We start from the raw sequence: 18152 nt of genomic DNA on the forward strand, positions 1-18152 counted from the left end.
CAATATATTGAAATTGGCGGTGGGGCATCCCGTCAGAAGTAAAGCTTCCAGAGTATCCGAACCGATAGGTGGAGTTGGGAAGAAGCCCACACTGTAATCTACGATTCAGTGTGGGAGTATGTCACTAAACAGAACTAGGCAGGGTTTATTAAGAATTATCTGAGGGGGTGACATGCAAGCTAAAATCCTTATTGGGTAATACTTTCAGCCGATATGTTACAAAAAGATACATACTAGTTTGGCCTGACCTTGGACGTAGTTATAAGGGTTTTAGCTTCTAGAACATCATTCCTAGGGTCAATTGCCCAGTTTATCTTAGCAAAGATAAACTGGCATCAAAGCATTATCTAGTAAGCTTTTAAGGGCTCATGTCACCCCCTCAGAAGAATTATTTACAGTTGCTTGACAAGAATTGTTGCTCATAGTCACTGACTTCAAGTAAACTTCCCGACTCCCGACTCCCGACTCCCTATTTCCTATTATGACTTCGGAGCAGGGAAAAGTGCTGCTTTGCTTGACAACAACGATAGAAAAACATCAGCCATTTTTGGAAACTTGTATTACTGGATTCAACACTTATGGGAATAGAGAATATAGAGATGAGTCATCAGTCAATCGGTATTACTTCTCTTGGTTACTATTTACCAACTGGAAGAATGACTAGTTTGGAAATGTCCCAGCTTTCTAATACTCCGGAAAATGTCTTTATTGAAAAAATCGGCATCTTTCAAAAGTGCGTAGTCACTGATGATGAGCAACCCTCAGAAATGGGAACCAAAGCGGCATTGTCTGCTATAGATAATGCCGGGATTAGAGCTAGTGATATCGATCTTATTGTTTACTGTGGTGTAGGGGATTATGATTATCGACTATGGTCACCGGCTGCTAAGATCCAATCTGAAATAGGAGCTGATCAAGCTTTTGCTTTTGAGGTCAGAAACTTCTGTAATAGCGGCAATCTAGGGATAGATATATGCCGTAATATGTTAATAGCAAACACTGAGTTTACCTATGGGTTAGTTGTTTGTAGTGACAGATTATCAAGTCTTGTGGACTACTCTAATCAAGATAGTTTATCCACATTTATGTTTGCCGATGGTGCTACTGCTGCCATTCTGAAGAAAGGAGAAACTAGTAACCAAATTTTGGCTTATCACGCGGTTACTGATTCAGAAGCTGTGGACTGTTTTAAAATTCCACTAGGGGGAACTAGGCTACCTTTTCATTCTGACAATGTAGACCAAAGCTTAAATTATATGCAAGTTGCTGACCGTGAAAAGCTAGAAAAAATTATTTCATAAGTTTACCTGGAGACTTATAAAAAAGTAATTTTTAAATCCCTACAAAAAAGCTCATACACTATCAATGATGTAGATTTTATCTTTACTAATCAAGGAAAAAAAAGCCTATTAATAAAAATTTTTTCCTGGTTGGGCTTGACCCTAGAACAAACATTTATCTCTCTTCCTGAACATGGAAACTTAGGGGCTAGTGATACGTTACTTGGCCTCTGCAAAAGTAGAGAAGAGGGTAAGATTAAACCCGGGAATTTGGTAGTGCTAGCAAGTAGCGCTGCTGGCTTTTCCTGGGGGGCTTTGACTATTAAATTTTAAATCCATGTACCTGGAAAAAAGCAGAGTAATCAAAAAGTAAGCATATGCGCTACGGGCACGCTACTTGAGGTGCCGTCAGTTGTCAGCTGTCAGTTGTCAGCTTAAAATAAACCTGGTTTCCATGGCAAAGTTTTGCTTAGCGATGCGCTACGGGCAGCCAAATGCGATTGGCCTATGGCCTCAGCTTCCGCGCTTATGCGATCGCGTAGCGTGGCCTATGGCCTCAGCTTCCGCGCTTATGCGTTCGCGTAGCGTGGCCTATGGCCAATCGCGTTTCCATTGGGATGTTGGTTTTTGCTCGGGTAATTCCAACGCAACGGTTAAAGTGGGCTTCAGCTACGACAACCTATCCCTGGATGTCTGTCGATAACAGTCTGTATGTTAATAAACACAATAAAGCAGGGTTTATTAATAATTATTTCCAGTTTCTTGACAAACAATAACAAGCGTTTATTATAATAAAAGTATTACAACTAAAATTCCCTGTTCCCTTTCCTATATATGATTATCGCTGATGAAAGCTAAAGAAGTTGTGAGACGATATGCAGCAGGAGAAAGGGATTTCCGCAGGGTAAATCTTAGAGGTCAGTCATTTCAGGGGAAAGACCTTTCAGGGGCAGATTTTAGTGAAGCTGATATTCGAGGAACAAACTTTAAGAATGCTATTCTAACAGGAACTAAGTTCTGTAAGGCGAAGGCTGGATTACAACGACCCTGGGCAATTGGTTTGCTCATTGTATCATTATTGCTGTCAGGAATAATAGGAACCTGGTCAGTAATTGCTGCGAGTTATGTAGCCAGATTGATGAAACCTGAATATACTCAGCAATACAGCTGCTTACCTGGAATACTATTTTTCATTGTTTTAGCATTTATACTTATCACTTTTGCCTCTAAGGGGTTTACAGAAAAAGCTTTTCGGTCAGTCGCTATCGCTGTACTTTTCGCTATTGTTGTCTTATGCGTTGGTATTATCTATGGCTTTATTGAAAGCAACCGGGAGAATTTATCGAAACATGTAATGGAATTTTCCAATGCTGTAGGAGGGGGCACTGGTGCTATTATAGTGGCACTCAATGGTTCGGTTTTAATTACTATTGCTGGTATTGTTGGGGGTTCTGTATGGAGTATTTTTGCTTCTACAATTAATGCTATTTTTGCCATATTATTTTTTTTATTTTACAGATATTTGATTAATGAGGCGGAGATTTTTCATAACTTCGCTTATGACGCTGTTTTTATAATTAGCACTATTCTTGTTGTTTATTCAAGTATTTTGATTGCTTGGGGTGCATTAGGGGAAGACAATAATTTTACCTTAGTTAGGGAAATTTCCATAGCCTTGGCCGCGACCAGAGGTACAAGTTTTTATAATGTAGACCTAACCAATGCTGATTTTACGGGAGCTATCCTCAAAAGTACAGATTTAAGGGAGGCTACTATCACTCATACTTGTTGGCGAGATACTATAAAAATTGACCAAGCTAGACCAGGTAAAACTATCTTAGCTGATACTGCTGTCAGAGAATTCTTGGTTAATGGTAATGGTTATAAAAAGTATTATAGGGGTTGTGTTCTTAGTGGTGCGAATTTAAGAGGAGCTAATCTAAATTATGCTAATCTAAAACAGGCTGATCTTAGCGAAGCCACTTTAGAAGAGGCTAATTTAGAATGGGCTAATTTAACTGAAACTAATTGTATTGATACGGATTTTACTCATGCTTATTTTACGGGAGCTTGTTTAGAAGCGTGGAATATTGATTCAACAACTAGGTTAACTAACGTTGATTGCCGGTTTGTTTATCTGTTAGAAAACCCTGAGCCAGGAACAGATAACCGTGAGCGTCGTCCAAGTAGCGGCGAATTTCAACCAGGAGAATTTACTAAGCTATTCCAAGAGGTCTTAAATACTGTTGACCTGATTTTCCGAAATGGTGTTGACTGGAAAGCTTTTGTTACTGCTTTCAAAAAAGTCCAAGTAGAGAATGAAGATACCGAACTAGCTATTCATAGTATTGAAAATAAAGGGGATGGTGTAGTTGTTGTTAAGGTAAGTGTTCCCCCTGACACGAATAAGGAAAAGATTCATAGTGACTTCACGCAAAACTATGAACTTGCCCTCAAAGCTGTAGAAGAAAAATATAAAGCAGAACTAAAAGCTAGAGATGACCAGATAGTAATTTATCGTGAGCAAAGCGCTGACTTAAAAGAAATTATTAAAATACAGGCTAGTAGACCTATTCAAAACATGATTGATGTTACAGCTAAAGCGGAGAATGATATGTCAGATAATTCACGTAATTTTACAATAGACCAAGGCCAAGCTACTAATCCTAATGTTAATACTAATCCTAATTTTGCTGTTGCCAACGACAATGCTAGACAATTGAACATTGCTAATTTGACACCAGAGCAAAAACAAAGCCTAGACGAAGCAGCAGCTGAAATCCAGCAACTCCTAAACCAACTATCCCAGACTAATCCCACTACAACAACCAAAGAGAAGATGACAGTTGTAAGTGAAGTTGTTGACCAAATTGAGAATAACCCAACCCTAAAAGCTAAGGTAATCAATGCCCTAAAAGCAGGAGGAGTAGAAGCCTTCAAAGAAGCCATAGACCATCCTTTAGTTAACATTTTGATGGCTACGATTGAGGGATGGAGAGAGGTTTAGGCGTAAGCTATCAGCTATCAGCTATCAGCTTAAGCGCTACGCGCACGCTACGCGAACAGCTATCAGTTATCAGCTATTAGCTAATGGGCGAAGCCCACGCTACTTGAGGTGCCAAAGGCCAAGGGCTGACGGCTGACCACTGACGGCTGACCGCTGACCGCTGACCGCTGACGGCTGACCGCTTACAATAGGATTATCAGCTCAAGTAACAATTTTCCAATGGTTCAGCAGCTAACTCCCACCACCGATGACATTTTTTATCCCGAAAGTGACGGTAAGCCCTTGGCGGACAATACCCTTCAATTTGAACTAATTACCACCATTAAGTTTGGCCTAGAAGTTCGATTCAAAGATGACCCCAATGTGTTTGTCGCCGGGGATTTGTTGTGGTATCCAGTACAAGGACAACCAAAAATCAACCAAGCCCCCGATGTCATGGTAGTTATCGGTAGACCAAAAGGGCATCGGCCTTCTTACAAAACCTGGGTTGAAGATAACCTTAATCCCCAGGTGACCTTTGAAATAGCCTCACACACAAACACTATCAAGGAACTAGAAGAGGATAAACTCAAGTTTTACCAGACCCATGGAGTAGAAGAGTACTATCTTTTTGACCCAAATCGGACAAAACTAAAAGGCTGGTTGCGTTCATCAGAAAAGTTAGAACCCATCCCCCAGATGCTTGGTTGGGTTAGTCCCCGTTTAGGAATTACCTTTGACTTAGTAGACTCGGAATTGGTACTGTATTCTCCTAATGGTGAGCGCTTTGCTACTTATCTGGAAATTGTTGAACAGAGAGATATCGCTCAAAAACAAAGAGATATCGCTCAACAACAAAGAGATATCGCTCAACAACAGGTAGAGTTTGAAAGGTTGGAAAAAGCACAAGCCCAGGAAGCTTTAGAGCAACAAAGGCTGGAAAAAGCACAAGCTCAGGAAGCTTTGGAGCTTGAACGAAGTCGTATGAAAGCCTTACTGGAACAATTACAAGCGAAAGGGATAAATCCAGAGGATTTTGAACTATAATCTAAGTTATCAGCTATAAGTAGTCAGCTATCAGCTTAAAGCTGACTACTTATAGCACTCGAACTAAAGGTTAAGACATATTTCTGCTCCCAGATCCGCTGTTCCCTATTCCCTATTCCCTATTCCCTGCTCCCTTTAAACCAAATGCAAACTAACCCCATCTGTCTGAGAATTAAGCAACAACAACTGAGCCGGTAGAGCCTGTTTAGTCTGACTATTCCAGATAGCTAAACGGGCTTCTAAAGATGACTTCAGCTCCTGAGTCGTTCCAGTTAAATATAGCGCCTCTAAATTAACCGCTTCTACGCCATCAACGGCCTGAATTAATGCTGTTACTTCTGCTGCTGTTACCCCTTGACCAAAGGTACGTTGTTCAAAGGCAAAAGCAGACACTAATAGCGTTTTAACTTCAGATAAAACCAGATCGCTGCGATAACGAGAATCCACCCATATCCCTGCTTGAAGATTAAAGTAAAGGGCTTCATAACTATCAATTTCAACCTTAGAGGCTACCGCCAGACGGCGCTGCTGAGCTGGGTCACGAGCAGCATTAATTGCGTTGAAGAGATTAGTATATAATATGGAATCAGGGCTGACTTGATTGCCATTACGGTCTGCAATGGTAAGGTGAATCAAGGGCAGGTTTTGCCCAATCTCTAAAGTAGCTACCGTAGCTTTACCAATACCAGCAAAGGTACGGGTAAATGTCTCAAAATCTTGCACTGAGACAATGCGCTCCATCGGCAAAATATTGACAGGAGCTTGAGACCGAGCTTGGTCACGGGTTTCTGCAGAAGCTGCTCCGATGGCGGGTAGGGGATTAGTAACCTCTACAATTCCCAAGGGTCTGGTTTGGAGAACAGTAAGACTGCCAGCCCCTACTTCCCCATCCAAGCCGATTCCACTGCGATAGGTGGCGGTAATATTTTCATCTCCTGTGGGTAGACGAGCACCGCTTTGTCCATCCCCAAAGGTAATGTTAGTTAGGACTTACGCATTTGCCCCCTAAATCCCCCAATTCTGGGGGACTTTGACATCATTACCCCCCAGAATTGGGGGGCTAGGGGGGCGAAATAAACTTCACCGCGTAAGTCCTGATTAGTGTTGCCATTATCATCAATACGGACAATGTAGGCTTGGCGGCGGTCGTCTAAACCATAAAGCGATCGCACTTCTTCCCACACTATATTATTGACCCTTACCTCCAAAGTGGTTTCACTACCGCTAGAGGTAGCAGCAGAAATGTAGGTTAAGGGAGGCTTCTGGAGTACAAACTTCTGATTTCCTAAGGTACCATCACCACTACCAAGTACTTCATCCACCACTGTTTCACCATGAGTAGCTTGAGCAACATTAGCATTAATGGTTACTGTGGTGCGGTCGTAACGGTTTTGGAGTGACTGAGTCAGGGTGAGAGTAATAGCAAGAGTAAGTAAATAGCGATCGCACAACCGTATTGGGCAAGCTGGTATTCACAGGAGTCCAACTTTCCGAACCCTCTGCGGGAATGCGATGTTCAACAATAGTCAGAGACCCAGTCCCAATGGTTACCCAGCTTTCCCCGCCATCAGTGGAGCGAAACACATTACCACCAGTGGCTCCAGCAAACAGATGGCCTTGAGAGTTAATCGTCAGGGCATGAATATCAGTATTGGTCAAGCCTTGGTTAATGGGAATCCATTCCTGACCACCATCGGTAGAGTAAAAAATCCCCTTATGAGTGCCAGCAAAAACCACATCTTGCCAGGTAGCCAAAGCTCGGATATCAGCATTTTTCAATAGACCTGTAGACACGGAATTCCAATTGTTTCCGCGATCGGTAGAGTAAAAAATACCACCTGCGATCGCACTATACTTACGCTTGGTATCATCTGGTAACTCTTTCCAATCGGGAGCATTGCTACCAAATAGGTTAATTTGCTGTCGAAAGGCAAAGACTTGGGGGGATTCGATGCTGGGTTGGTCTGGTGCTGGGGACCAAGTAACTTTGGTGTAACCGTCTTGAGTATTGGGTTCAACGGTTTGTAAGGTCAGAAAATGACCTTGATTGGATGCTGCTGCAGACGGGTCGATCAGTATCAGTAAATTACCAGGTTGGAGTTGGGTATTGATGCCTTCTAGGAATAGTTCGGTAGTGTTACTACTAATTGACTGGGTTTGTTTGACCAAAGGTCGATAAGGTGTCAGGGCATTCCATTGTGCTCTGGCTTCAATCTCCTCAATCGTTTCAAAGGTCTGAGGTAGTTCCCCTTGTCCTGGAACACTTTGAACTTTGGTTCCTTTGGGAACTGTAGCAACGCTAGTCGTACCAGGGGTATCGTCAACGCTGAAAGCTAGGAAAGTACTAGCCGCAACACCAGGATTGAGCTCGTAGCCGATAGTGCGAGTTAATTCCAGAACCGACAGCCGTTCAGTGGCTGTGTTGAGATACCCTTCATTAGCAATCCGTTCTTGGTAGAAGCTAAGTACATCAACAACAGTAGCTAAGCTATCCAGAAATGCGATCGCAGGGTCATCTCGGTGGCTGGTATTGAGAGTAGCCAGAGGTCGGTTACCTTGGTCTGAGTCATTTGGGGAAGCCGTTTGAGTACGCAGACCGGCTAGCATCCGTTGGAAGCTGGTGCCATGGGTGCTAACTCGATAGGCTAATGTGGTTAAGCCAGGGGAATTGTAGTGAGATGTCATATGTATAGAACAGGGAGTGTGGGGAGATGGGGAGATGGGGAGATGGGGAGATGGGGGGATTTTTATTAAGGTTCATTATCCGGACATCCTATCCTGTATAATAGAACTGGGAACAGGTACGGTAGAGCCCTAATTATCCTGACATGATATTATTTGATCGCTGCCAGAGCGCGATCACGACAAAGCTTCAGCCGTTCAGCTAAAACCAGCACTTGGGGTTCCCGGATAACCGAGAAATGGTCGCCGGGAATTTCGTGTACTTCTATTTCCCCACCGACCAAATTGCGCCAACCTAGAGTGGGATCACCAGCTATGTCTATGGGCTGCTCGCTGGAATTGAACAGGGCAATATTCCCTGGATAAGGTTGCGGTTCATAATTATAAGACGCAAAAGCCGTAGTTTTAAAAACCTCGAACAAGCTTTCAACATCCTCCACTTTTACCTCTTCCGGCAGCAAATCAAACATTTTAGCTCGTTCCAGGACATATCCCAATCGCTCCTCTGGCATCAGTTGTTGGAGTTGAGCGACAGATACCGGCACTTCCTTCCCCCGAGGAGCGCCCATTTCCTGAGCAAATTCTCTTGGATAGTAAATATCCAGACCCAAGTTTCTTCCAGGGGTGCTGTCAACTAGAAGCCTGTGGTGTTCTGGACCCGAGGATTGTATCAGTCCTAGCAATGCTAAGGTATCCCCTTGTTGGTGTAACTGTTGTGCCATTTCTAATGCTAAGTGACCGCCCACACAAAAACCAACTAAATAGTAGGGACCCCGAGGTTGAATAGTTTTAATCCCTTTGATGTGGTGAATAGCGAGGTCCTTGAGAGTGCTAAAAGGTTCCCGTTCCCCATTGAGACCGGGGGCTTGCAAGCCGTAAATCGGTTGCTCGGTCCCCAGATTGCGGACTAAATCGAGATAAAATAAGACAGTGCCGCTGCTGGCAGGGACTAAGAACAGAGGTGGTAAATTTCCATCGGGCTGCATTGCCACCAGGGTAGACATTGACCGAGAATCTGGGTCAGAGCGAATAGAAGTAGCCAGCTGCTCGATAGTCGGATTTTGTAACAGCGTGGCCAAAGATAGATTTTTGTCAAACTGCCGTTGAACCCGAGCGATTAAAGCGATCGCTAACAACGAATGACCACCGATATCAAAGAAATTATCTCGGACTCCTACGGGAGAAACCTCTAAAACCTCCGACCAGATTTGTGCCAGTTGTAATTCAAGGGTATCCCGAGGTGCAATAAAATTAGCATTGCTACCGCTAGTTCCCTCCGGTGCGGGAAGCGCCCGGCGGTCAATTTTGCCATTGGGAGTCAGGGGCAGGGAATCTAGCATCACAAAAGCCGAAGGCACCATATAGTCCGGCAGCTTTTGCTTCAGAAAATCCCGCAGTTTCGGCGTCAGTTCTCGCACCTGCTTCCGATACAAAGGGTTATTGGCAAAATCGCTCCAATTCTTCCAAGGAGATAGAGAGCGAGGCCGATCGAAAACTATTGTCGGAACCACATAAGCCACGAGGCGCTTGTGACCTGCTTGATCTTCCCGGACGATGACAGCACTTTGCCCAACTTCCGGGCGGGTCGCCAGTACCGATTCGATTTCTCCTGGTTCGATGCGGAAGCCACGAATTTTTACCTGGTTGTCGATGCGACCGAGAAGTTCGATGTTACCGTCCGGGAGATAGCGTGCCTTATCCCCCGTTTTGTAAAGACGTGCTCCTGCCTCTTGGCTGAAAGGATTGGCAATAAACTTTTGCGCGGTTAATTCCGGACGGTTGAAATAGCCTCGGGCTAGACCCACACCCCCGATATGCAGTTCCCCCGGTACGCCGATGGGAACCGGTTGGAGAGCATCGTCGAGAATATAGAGAAGTATGTTGGCAAAGGGTTTGCCGATAGGAACTGGAGACTCTAGGGGTAGATTAATCTCGGTACTTTCAAAATAGCAACTGTCAATAGTTGCTTCGCTCGCTCCATAAGAATTTACTAACCGAGTTTGGGCACCGCAGAACTGTCTAAATTTTTGGTATTCTTTGACAGACCAACTATCAGAACCGATCACCAGTAATCCCATGAAATCGAGGTTTTGCTTGGTATTCTCCAAATACTCAATTAAATACCTCATCACTGCTGGCACAAATTCGGCACAATCGACTTGCTCTTGGAGCATCAACCGATACAGCTTTTCTGGTTCCAACAAAAATTCCCTCGGACAGAGAACTAATTTAGCTCCTGAACAAAGGGCTCGCACCCAATTTCCTGTAAAAACATCAAAGGAGAAACTCGCCATTTGCAGATGGCTGTTCTCTGGACTTAGTTGATAGGCTTGCTCCCAAGCTCGATAAGCATTCACCAGACTTTGATGCTCGACCTGCACCCCTTTCGGTTTTCCTGTCGAGCCTGAAGTGTAGATGACGTAAGCCAAAGAAGTCGGTTTGGCACGAAGCCCGAGATTTTCCTGACTATACTGAGAAATGACCGACCAATCTTTATCCAAGAAAACAATCCGCCCCTGGCTTTCTGGCAGTCGAGCCACGGATTTTTCTGAAGCCAACAGCAAAAACAGTTGGGAGTCTTGTAGCAAATAAGCCAGGCGATCGCGCGGATAGCTCGGGTCTAAGGGCAGATAAGCCCCGCCCGCTTTGAGAATGCCCAGCAATCCTACCATCATTTCGATAGAGCGCTCTACGCAAATCCCTACCATTTCCTCCAGACCGACTCCGATCGATTCTAAATAGCGAGCTAATTGATTGGCGCGATCGTTCAATTCTCGATAGGTAATTTTTTCCTGCTGAAAAACTACAGCCACCGAATCAGGCGTTCGTTGTACCTGCTCTTCAAATAACTGATGAATGCACTTATATTGGGGATAGTCTGTGAAATTATTGTTCCATTGCACTAACAATTGATGTGTTTCCTCTCCCGTCAGCAGGGGTAAAAACGCAATTTGCTGCTCTGGATTGGTGACAATGGACTCTAGCAAACAAATAAACTGTCTTGCCCAGCGGTGAATAGTTTTGGCATCAAACAGGTCGGCACTATATTCCCAGATCACATGGAGAGATTTGCCAATTTCCTCAATTCCCAAAATCAAATCAAATTCCGAACCCTGTTCGTGTACGGCTAAGTATGGCTCCATAGACAGTACTTCTTCCCCTGCCAGGCGCTCGGGTGTCTGCGGGTTGTACCAGCGATGCTTGCGCCAAGTGAAATCGACTTGAATTAGGGGATTTCGGCTGGCATCTCGGGGAGGGTTGAGCCGTTGTACTAATAAATCGAAGGGATAATCTTGATGAGCTTGTGCCTCTGTTACCGTTCGATGGATGCGGGCGAGAAATTCTGCGAAGGTAGGATTGTCTGCTAGATTTGCCCGCAATACCACCTCGTTGGCAAAGTAACCGACAATGCTTTTAAACTCCTCAACGCTCCACCTCGCTGCCATTGGGCTTCCTAGCAGGATGTCGTCTTGGCCTGATAAGCGATGTAACAGGACAAAGAAGGCAGCCAGCATAATCCGATAAAGACTGACTCCTTGCTCGGCAGCCAGTTGTCGCAGTTTCTTGATCAGTCCTCCATCAAGTTCGACAATATGGAATTCATTCCGACCGCTCAAAACCTTGGGTCGCCTTCTGTCTGTTGGCAAATTCAAAGTCGGTAAGGAGTCGGCGAGTGTTTGGTGCCAATAGCGAAAGAGTTCTTCTCCTCGGGCGGACTCTAGCATCTGAGTAGCCCAAGACACATAGTCGGCATATTGCCAAGGGGAATCTGGCAGCAAGTTAGCAATTTTTGCTTCTGGGAACTTCTTGACTTCTGCCGCATATAAAATTTGGAATTCTTTGAGAAGCAAGTCAAAGGACCACCCATCGCCTACAATGTGGTGCAGGGCGATTAATTGGACAAACTCTTGGGTTGAGCGGGCAAACAGCCCCAGCCGCAAGACCGGGCCCGTTTCTAAATTGAAGGGACCCTCTACTGCTACCAGAATTTGCGTCTTTAACTCGTCCTCGTCCCATCCAGAAGCGTCTGTTACCTCAATCTCAATCTTGGAGTCTTGACTAACTACTGCAACGGGTTTGCCGTCCCGAGTCCTATAGGTAGTTCGCAGAATCGAATGTCGTTCAACCAGCTTCTGCCATGCCCTCCGCCAAGCCTCTAGGTCCAACTCGACCGCCAGACGAGTGGTGATAAATATGTTGTAAGCTAAGCTTTCTGGATTCTTCTGGTATATGAACCATAAGGCTTGCTGTCCCTGTGAGAGAGGGAAAAAATACTGATCGTTTTCTCTAAATAGGTTCTGCATTCGGACTCTATGCAATAAGAATTTGAGAGTACTTTTCCAATTACTTACAGTTGTTTACCTACCTACCCCCAACCCTTTAAAATAGTGGATCAGTTGCTTGGCTTTGGCATTCAACTTTCTATAAATGAGTTACTTTTCATCAAATACAAAAAGACAACTGGGATTGTATCACAGGGCAAACGCCTATTGTGAATAAACCGGGGATAGTTCTCAATAAACCCTGGCTTTTTGTGCTTGTTGACAAGGCATTTTATACATATAGTGTTTATTTTCTATTGATAAAACACTATATATAGTAATCCTAAAGAATTTGTAAAATCTGCAAAATCTAAAATCCTTGGTGGGGAAGGGTTATAGCGATTCGGCGTTCGCGCAGCTTGGCCTACGGCCACAGCCGACGCGATCGCGAACGCGATCGCTTCTGCCACTATATTTCTATATTTCACGAATCATATAGGATTGCTATATAGGACAGACGAAAATTAGATGGGTTTTCCCTCTCACCCTCCCCACAATCCTTTGAGTTATAGATTTACAACAAGAAGGTGTACCCTCTAATCACAAACCGCCTTGTAAATAAAACTGACTTCTGCCATTTTCAGGAGTATCGGGGTTATTATCCAAACGAGCAACAGCTAATGGCTCAATCAAGATTTGACCTGCTGCCAATTCCCCTCGATCGGTTTGTCCCCACTCACGGAAGCGGGTTGGCTCAACCCAGTCAACCCCAGGCACTGCCATGGCTTGGTTAACAATTTGGCTAAGATAGACCGCTTGACCGAAGGTAAAATTGTCAGGATGGAAGAAACCCCGTTGACCGACCGCTAAGTCTGTGTTGCTGAAGGTTTCCATAAGCGATCGCTTCACACTGCTCTGGAAATAGTTAGGCAACACATGTACTGTCAAAGCAATATCGAGATTAACAAAATAGGGAGCCTGGATTTCGATATCATGACCCATTAAGCGATAGGGAGCCATAAAAGCCAGTAGCTCTTCCCTAAATTGGGCATCAATCGGTCTACCACTATACCGATCCACAACAATAAATACGCTATACCAACTCCCTGTCCAACGCAACTGAGCTGCTGCTTTTTGCACTTCTGGATGACGCTGGATGGTAGTGGCATAGTCGGATTCGGTCACGCAGCGTTCAGGGGTTCGGAAGGCTTGGGGAGCGTATAACCGTGCTTGCTCAATCGGTTCCGGGTCAATTCCCCCTTGAGCTGCGATGGGATTCCGTACTCCAATCACCTGTTTCACCAATTCACCATAGGCTTCACTAGTGACTGGTTCCAGATGAGCGATCGCATCAAGTCCCACATTACCCACCAAACCATTACCAATCCGGTAGTTGGTCATCAGCTGGGAATCTGGACTAGGTTGCTTGCCTTGAACACTATCACCAAAGCGCAGATAGGCAGTGCCATCACTCTCCATTTCCACTACAAAATCCGCAGCAAATCGGTCACTATTCAATAGGTCACGATGCACCAACCAGGTTTCACCAGTATCCGATTGTAAACTGATCTGAGGCACTGCCGAACGGGGGTCTTGAACAACCGTTGTTGCCACCGCTTCCAGAATTGCTTGCTGGTGGTTGTAAGGCACACTGTGGGTGAGACCAGTGCGAGACAACTTGGGACGATAACGACCAATGGTTGGGATAGTGGGCAGTATCTCTGTCCCCTCTTTAGGATAAGGCTCGCCATGGTCAGCCAAAACAATATTCCCCCGAGCCACTGTGATATCTGTGATTGGGCCAGTGCTACTGAGAGTTGCTAGCCATAGTTGGTAAGGCAGAGCATCCTGGGGGTGCCATTCAATCTCAGTAATATCTACTGGCTGATCAGTTGGGGGATGATGAAATTGACCACCAAGGGGGTCTTCTGTGGGAGTTACCTTAGTTAACCGTACTGGATGACGGTTTTGGGGGTTAGCCCCAGCCCTTAAACCAGTGTTTGGGTCTCTTACCTCTTCAAAGATCAACACATCCCCTGGTTGCAAAGCCAGATGTCCCATTAATGTTGCTTTGGTCTCTTGCTTCGACAGAAACCATTCCCTTGCTCCCCAGGTATAAAATTTAATCTCATTGTGGGCAGCAAATAGTTCCTGGGAATGTAAGGTTTGAAAGGTTTTTGCCCCTTGAGCCAAGACCTCACTCTTAGCAGAAGAATTAGGATCGATTACCGACCCTTGACCAGAAACATGGGTTAGTAAAAGAGTTCCGTTTTCTAGCAGCCCCTCATTAACATTTACTGCTACCTGCACCCAGACTCTAGCATTGCAGCCCTCGTGCAACACGTAATCTACCAGCCTGCCGTGGCGGCGTACAGACGTGCGGCGGCGAGCTGTACCAAGGTAGGCTTCAGTAGCTACAGCATCCTGATAGTAACTGAGGTAGTCAGCAGAGTAGGCCAATACTTCCACCAGCGCAATCCCTAAATCCGCAGGATTTCGCTCTAGCCATTGAGGCATCACTTCCGACAAGCGGTTGAGCATTAATTGCCGAAAGCTGCTATAGTCTTTAGCTAAGTAATCTATCTCCGGTACCGACAGGGTTTCTATATCACTTGAGGATACTGGCTGGGGGTCAAAGGTAACTTGGTCTGGACGTTTGAAGGAAAAATTGACCCGCTCAAAAAACGGATCGAGGTTGCTAATATTAACCAGTTGTAGCGTATAGGTAGATAAATCACTAACCTGGGACTTAGTAGGAGCTTTGTATTCCACCAACAGTGTCAGCACATTCCCACTAGGTGGTTGGATTTCCAGGAGCCTAACATCAGTAGTTGTAACCGCCGTACCTCTAGTGATGCGAATATTTCTAGAGGTCAGGTTTGAGAGCACTTCCTGGGTTGCTTGTGTGGAAGCTGGTACAAAATGAAGCTTTAGCGCCCACTTATTCGGTTCATTCGGTGTCTGTTGTGATTCCACCTGAATGTAATCCAGCCCGATCTGTTTAGTTTGACGACTAAGAGCGATCCGGCGTTGGTGTCGGAACATGTGTTCAGCTGTTACCAAGTCTGTCATATCACAAACCTCGCTCAAACTCAGTTACCTGACGCTGTTGATTACGCCGAATCACATACTGGACTGTGACTCGCAACTTAGTATCTTCACTCTTTACTTCCACCCTCTCAACTTGAATTAACTCCCCTAACCACTGCTGCAACGACCCTTGAACCAGAAACTGAACCGCAGTACTGAGTTCCTCACTATTCGGAGAAAAGACCAGCTGCATCAGACTGCAGCCCAAGGTCGGGCGGTTGACCCGTTCTCCTGGGGAGGCTAGGGAACAGCAGCAATAAGTATAACAAAGTATACTAAAGTCTAGAATTATATGTTAGACTTTAATTATGGCATTAGTACCAATCCGTAAGGCGGTCGAACTTACAGGACTCTCTAGAAACACTTTGAGGAAGTATGCAGACAATGGCACGCTCAAATGTGAGCGGACTCCAAGCGGATATCGCCTCTTTGACACAAACAGCCTCCTCAGTCTCGGAAAAAACAAAGGGAGTGGACAAGCTACAATCTGTTACTGCCGAGTCAGTAGTGGTAAACAATTTGACGACCTCGCCAGACAGATCGCCTACATGCACTCCCTCTTCCCGGAAGCAGAAATCGTCAAAGACATCGGTTCAGGACTCAACTACAAAAGAAAAGGTCTTCGAGCCATACTGGAACGACTTATGCGTGGCGATCAACTCACAATTGTTGTTGCCTATCGAGACAGACTCACCCGATTTGGGTTTGAACTCTTTGAGCACTTAGTCAGTCTCAACGGTGGAAAAATCCTGGTTCTCGACAACCCTGAAAGTTCTCCAGAATCAGAACTTACCGCAGATCTTCTCTCCATCATTCACGTCTTCTCTTGCCGGGTTCACGGACTCAGAAAATACGGCCAAAAAATCAAAGAAGATTCGAGTGTTCCTAAACCCTGAACAGCGAGCAATTGTCCGCCACTGGTTTGGGGTATCCCGTTACGTTTTCAATAAGACCGTCAAAATACTCGAAAATGGCGAAGTTAAAGCAAATTGGAAAGCCATGAAAACTGGTATTATAAATGACCTTCCTGAATGGTGTAAGACAGTGCCTTATCAAATCAAATCTATAGCGATAAAGGATGCTTGTACCGCTGTCAGGGTCAGAAGTTACCGCAAGGATAGTGGAGCCTTTATAGTTGGCAGGCTATGCAGATAAGGGTTAAAACTTATTGATTAAGGCTCCACTAACAATCAGGTTTCGTCTCCGGAGGCCAAGAAAAAATACAAAAAGACAGCGCAGATTAATCGGGTAAAGTTCAGATCTCGTAAAAATTGGGTACAAACTTGTTATATTCCAAAGTCGGCGGTTTCTATTAAAGGAATTTATTACACGATATTAAGTGAAATAACCTTTACTGAAACACTTCCCGTTCGCGCAGCGTCGGCTACGCCGAATCACATCTGCGATTGTTGATTGACTAGCACCAACGGGGACTATTATTTAGTAGTTCCCTATAAGACAACTCAAGGAGAAACCGAAAACCAAGGTAGAGTAGTTGCCTTAGATCCTGGTGTTAGAACTGTCTTGATGCAGTCGCTCATGGGGGAAACCACGGCAGTCGCTCATGGGGGGGACCCCCAAGACCGCGCTGCCTCCCCAAGACCGCGCTGCATCGCTTTTTGACATTTTTCAGTGAGACTTCTATTGGGAAGATTGGCCATGGTGACTTTTCTCGGATCCAACGATTATGTCATCACTTAGACAATTTAATTTCAAAAATTAGCAAAGCTAAGGGTAAGCAAAAGCGTCGAAGGAGAAAAGCCGCCAGGAGGATGATTATTAGAATTCAAAATCTGGTAAATGAACTGCATCACAAAGCGGCAAGATTCCTAGTTGATAACTTTGACGTAATACTGCTTCCTACCTTTGAGACGTCTGAGATGTCTAAAAAGCAAAATCGATAACTTAGATCTAAAACGGTTCGCAATATGCTTTCTTTTGCCCACTATCGGTTTAAAGAGTTCTTAAAGCATAAAGCAGCCGAAAACCGAAAAATAGTTGTTGATGAAAGCGCAAGCCTATACTAGCAAGACTGTTAGCTGGACTGGTGAACTAGTCAATATCGGCGGGAGCAAGATTATCAAATCAAAAATCGATAACCAACAAATGGATTGACCTTTGGTCACGCTTCGCGAACGTGACATCAATGGCGCTCGTGGGATATTCCTACGGGCTTTGGGAGATACCCCCTGGCTGAGAGATTCGGCAAAGCCGACACTTCGTGAACAGCTTGCATTGGCGGGTAATGGTCTATCTTGGTAGACTTTGGTAGCTAAAAAGTATCGGTAAACAGTAATTGTTCCATCAGCTGAGGGATGTGTTCCTCAGAGGTAGCCTCTGCTGTCCGCCTCCGCCCATCGATTTGGAAAGCATAGCCAATCTCCATTGCTAGATAGATAGCTCTGACAACTCATTCACGCTTAGCCTGCTCCCTAAGTGAGTTGATCTGGCTTCCCAGGTTGGGTTGTGTTACTGCTCCAGGGCTCTCTAGGGAAAATCTTTGATTTTGGGAGTTTTCTGGAAAACTATTGAAGCGATCGCTTGAAAATGCGAACGCGCCCCGCGTGACCGTTCGCGTAGCGTGGCCTTTTGGCCAAGGTCAATCGCATTCACAAATCTTAATAATTTCTAGACTACTTTGCTGCTACTGGGGGCTTGAATTGTTTGCTATAGGGTACCTAGGGCATGTCGTCAGTTAGAGAATTGACAACCAGTCAGTGCAGCTATAGAACTGAGGGGAGTCAGGAAAACTCAACTAAGGAGGAAGTAATGCGTCGGTATGCCTTGCGTCTTGGATCAGTGGGA

General features: G+C 45.0%; 16 protein-coding genes and 1 pseudogene. 9 read left to right on the forward strand and 8 right to left on the reverse strand.

The window, feature by feature from the left end; translation table 11 throughout:
* Window positions 1-578 precede the first annotated feature (578 nt).
* The 5 genes from F6K46_RS31295 (at window position 579) to F6K46_RS31310 (ending at window position 5313) form a co-directional block, all read left to right on the forward strand.
* Window positions 579-1301, forward strand: coding sequence for a hypothetical protein (locus F6K46_RS31295; RefSeq protein WP_293065241.1), 723 nt, complete (start codon window positions 579-581; stop codon window positions 1299-1301).
* Window positions 1302-1328: 27 nt separating this feature from the next.
* A complete protein-coding gene (locus tag F6K46_RS40390) occupies window positions 1329-1613 on the forward strand; it encodes a 3-oxoacyl-[acyl-carrier-protein] synthase III C-terminal domain-containing protein (protein ID WP_366510818.1) in 285 nt (94 codons plus the stop codon).
* 121 nt (window positions 1614-1734) lie between these two features.
* Window positions 1735-1983, forward strand: coding sequence for a hypothetical protein (locus F6K46_RS31300; RefSeq protein ID WP_293065244.1), 249 nt, complete (start codon window positions 1735-1737; stop codon window positions 1981-1983).
* Window positions 1984-2127: 144 nt separating this feature from the next.
* Complete coding sequence (locus F6K46_RS31305) at window positions 2128-4287, forward strand: pentapeptide repeat-containing protein (RefSeq protein ID WP_293065246.1); 2160 nt, start codon at window positions 2128-2130, stop codon at window positions 4285-4287.
* Window positions 4288-4506: 219 nt separating this feature from the next.
* A complete protein-coding gene (locus F6K46_RS31310; RefSeq protein WP_293065248.1) occupies window positions 4507-5313 on the forward strand; it encodes a Uma2 family endonuclease in 807 nt (268 codons plus the stop codon).
* A 135-nt stretch (window positions 5314-5448) separates the two neighbouring features.
* Here the strand turns inward: F6K46_RS31310 and F6K46_RS31315 are convergent, their stop codons facing one another.
* From F6K46_RS31315 to F6K46_RS31345, 7 genes are all read right to left on the reverse strand, one after another.
* Window positions 5449-6207, reverse strand: a complete 759-nt coding sequence (locus F6K46_RS31315; RefSeq protein WP_293065251.1) for a hypothetical protein — start codon at window positions 6205-6207, stop codon at window positions 5449-5451.
* 89 nt (window positions 6208-6296) lie between these two features.
* A complete protein-coding gene (locus tag F6K46_RS31320) occupies window positions 6297-6764 on the reverse strand; it encodes a hypothetical protein (protein ID WP_143727470.1) in 468 nt (155 codons plus the stop codon).
* Window positions 6673-7998, reverse strand: a complete 1326-nt coding sequence (locus F6K46_RS31325) for a hypothetical protein (RefSeq protein WP_293065254.1) — start codon at window positions 7996-7998, stop codon at window positions 6673-6675. The genes F6K46_RS31320 and F6K46_RS31325 overlap by 92 nt, the downstream gene beginning before the upstream one ends.
* 149 nt (window positions 7999-8147) lie before the next feature.
* Entirely contained in the window at window positions 8148-12299 is a 4152-nt protein-coding gene (locus tag F6K46_RS31330) for a non-ribosomal peptide synthetase (RefSeq protein ID WP_293065257.1), read from the reverse strand.
* A 272-nt stretch (window positions 12300-12571) separates the two neighbouring features.
* Window positions 12572-12745 (reverse strand): hypothetical protein, encoded by a 174-nt coding sequence (locus F6K46_RS31335; protein ID WP_158069420.1) that lies wholly within the window; start codon window positions 12743-12745, stop codon window positions 12572-12574.
* A gap of 112 nt (window positions 12746-12857) precedes the next feature.
* Window positions 12858-15329: a putative baseplate assembly protein gene (locus tag F6K46_RS31340; RefSeq protein ID WP_293065260.1), complete on the reverse strand. Its 2472-nt coding sequence runs from the start codon at window positions 15327-15329 to the stop codon at window positions 12858-12860.
* Between the two features lies 1 nt (window position 15330).
* Complete coding sequence (locus F6K46_RS31345) at window positions 15331-15639, reverse strand: GPW/gp25 family protein (protein ID WP_366510820.1); 309 nt, start codon at window positions 15637-15639, stop codon at window positions 15331-15333.
* Between the two features lie 16 nt (window positions 15640-15655).
* Here F6K46_RS31345 and F6K46_RS31350 point away from each other — a divergent pair, with 16 nt between their 5' ends.
* The 4 genes and pseudogenes from F6K46_RS31350 to F6K46_RS31365 all read left to right on the forward strand — a co-directional run bounded on the left by F6K46_RS31350 (window position 15656) and on the right by F6K46_RS31365 (window position 17609).
* Complete coding sequence (locus tag F6K46_RS31350) at window positions 15656-16243, forward strand: IS607 family transposase (protein ID WP_075896875.1); 588 nt, start codon at window positions 15656-15658, stop codon at window positions 16241-16243.
* Window positions 16146-16445: pseudogene (locus tag F6K46_RS31355) on the forward strand (helix-turn-helix domain-containing protein); the annotation flags it as partial. The gene F6K46_RS31350 and the pseudogene F6K46_RS31355, both read left to right, overlap by 98 nt.
* Before the next feature lie 315 nt (window positions 16446-16760).
* Window positions 16761-16970 (forward strand): hypothetical protein, encoded by a 210-nt coding sequence (locus F6K46_RS31360; RefSeq protein ID WP_143727471.1) that lies wholly within the window; start codon window positions 16761-16763, stop codon window positions 16968-16970.
* A gap of 495 nt (window positions 16971-17465) precedes the next feature.
* A complete protein-coding gene (locus tag F6K46_RS31365; protein WP_158069423.1) occupies window positions 17466-17609 on the forward strand; it encodes a hypothetical protein in 144 nt (47 codons plus the stop codon).
* 225 nt (window positions 17610-17834) lie between these two features.
* Here the strand turns inward: F6K46_RS31365 and F6K46_RS31370 are convergent, their stop codons facing one another.
* On the reverse strand, window positions 17835-17960 hold the full coding sequence (locus tag F6K46_RS31370) for a hypothetical protein (RefSeq protein WP_269086946.1): 126 nt from the start codon (window positions 17958-17960) through the stop codon (window positions 17835-17837).
* Window positions 17961-18152: the final 192 nt, after the last annotated feature.

The sequence above is a fragment of the Moorena sp. SIO3E8 genome, assembly GCF_010692445.1.
In the GTDB taxonomy this organism is placed as follows: Bacteria; Cyanobacteriota; Cyanobacteriia; order Cyanobacteriales; family Coleofasciculaceae; genus Moorena; species Moorena bouillonii.

Excerpts from the sequence above, each read along its gene's own strand:
- F6K46_RS31340 (WP_293065260.1), bottom strand. The coding sequence starts at position 15,329 with ATGACAGACTTGGTAACAGCTGAACACATGTTCCGACACCAACGCCGG.
- F6K46_RS31310 (WP_293065248.1), top strand. The coding sequence starts at position 4,507 with ATGGTTCAGCAGCTAACTCCCACCACCGATGACATTTTTTATCCCGAA.
- F6K46_RS31300 (WP_293065244.1), top strand. The coding sequence starts at position 1,735 with ATGGCAAAGTTTTGCTTAGCGATGCGCTACGGGCAGCCAAATGCGATT.
- F6K46_RS31325 (WP_293065254.1), bottom strand. The coding sequence starts at position 7,998 with ATGACATCTCACTACAATTCCCCTGGCTTAACCACATTAGCCTATCGA.
- F6K46_RS31305 (WP_293065246.1), top strand. The coding sequence starts at position 2,128 with ATGAAAGCTAAAGAAGTTGTGAGACGATATGCAGCAGGAGAAAGGGAT.
- F6K46_RS31350 (WP_075896875.1), top strand. The coding sequence starts at position 15,656 with ATGGCATTAGTACCAATCCGTAAGGCGGTCGAACTTACAGGACTCTCT.
- F6K46_RS31330 (WP_293065257.1), bottom strand. The coding sequence starts at position 12,299 with ATGCAGAACCTATTTAGAGAAAACGATCAGTATTTTTTCCCTCTCTCA.
- F6K46_RS31295 (WP_293065241.1), top strand. The coding sequence starts at position 579 with ATGGGAATAGAGAATATAGAGATGAGTCATCAGTCAATCGGTATTACT.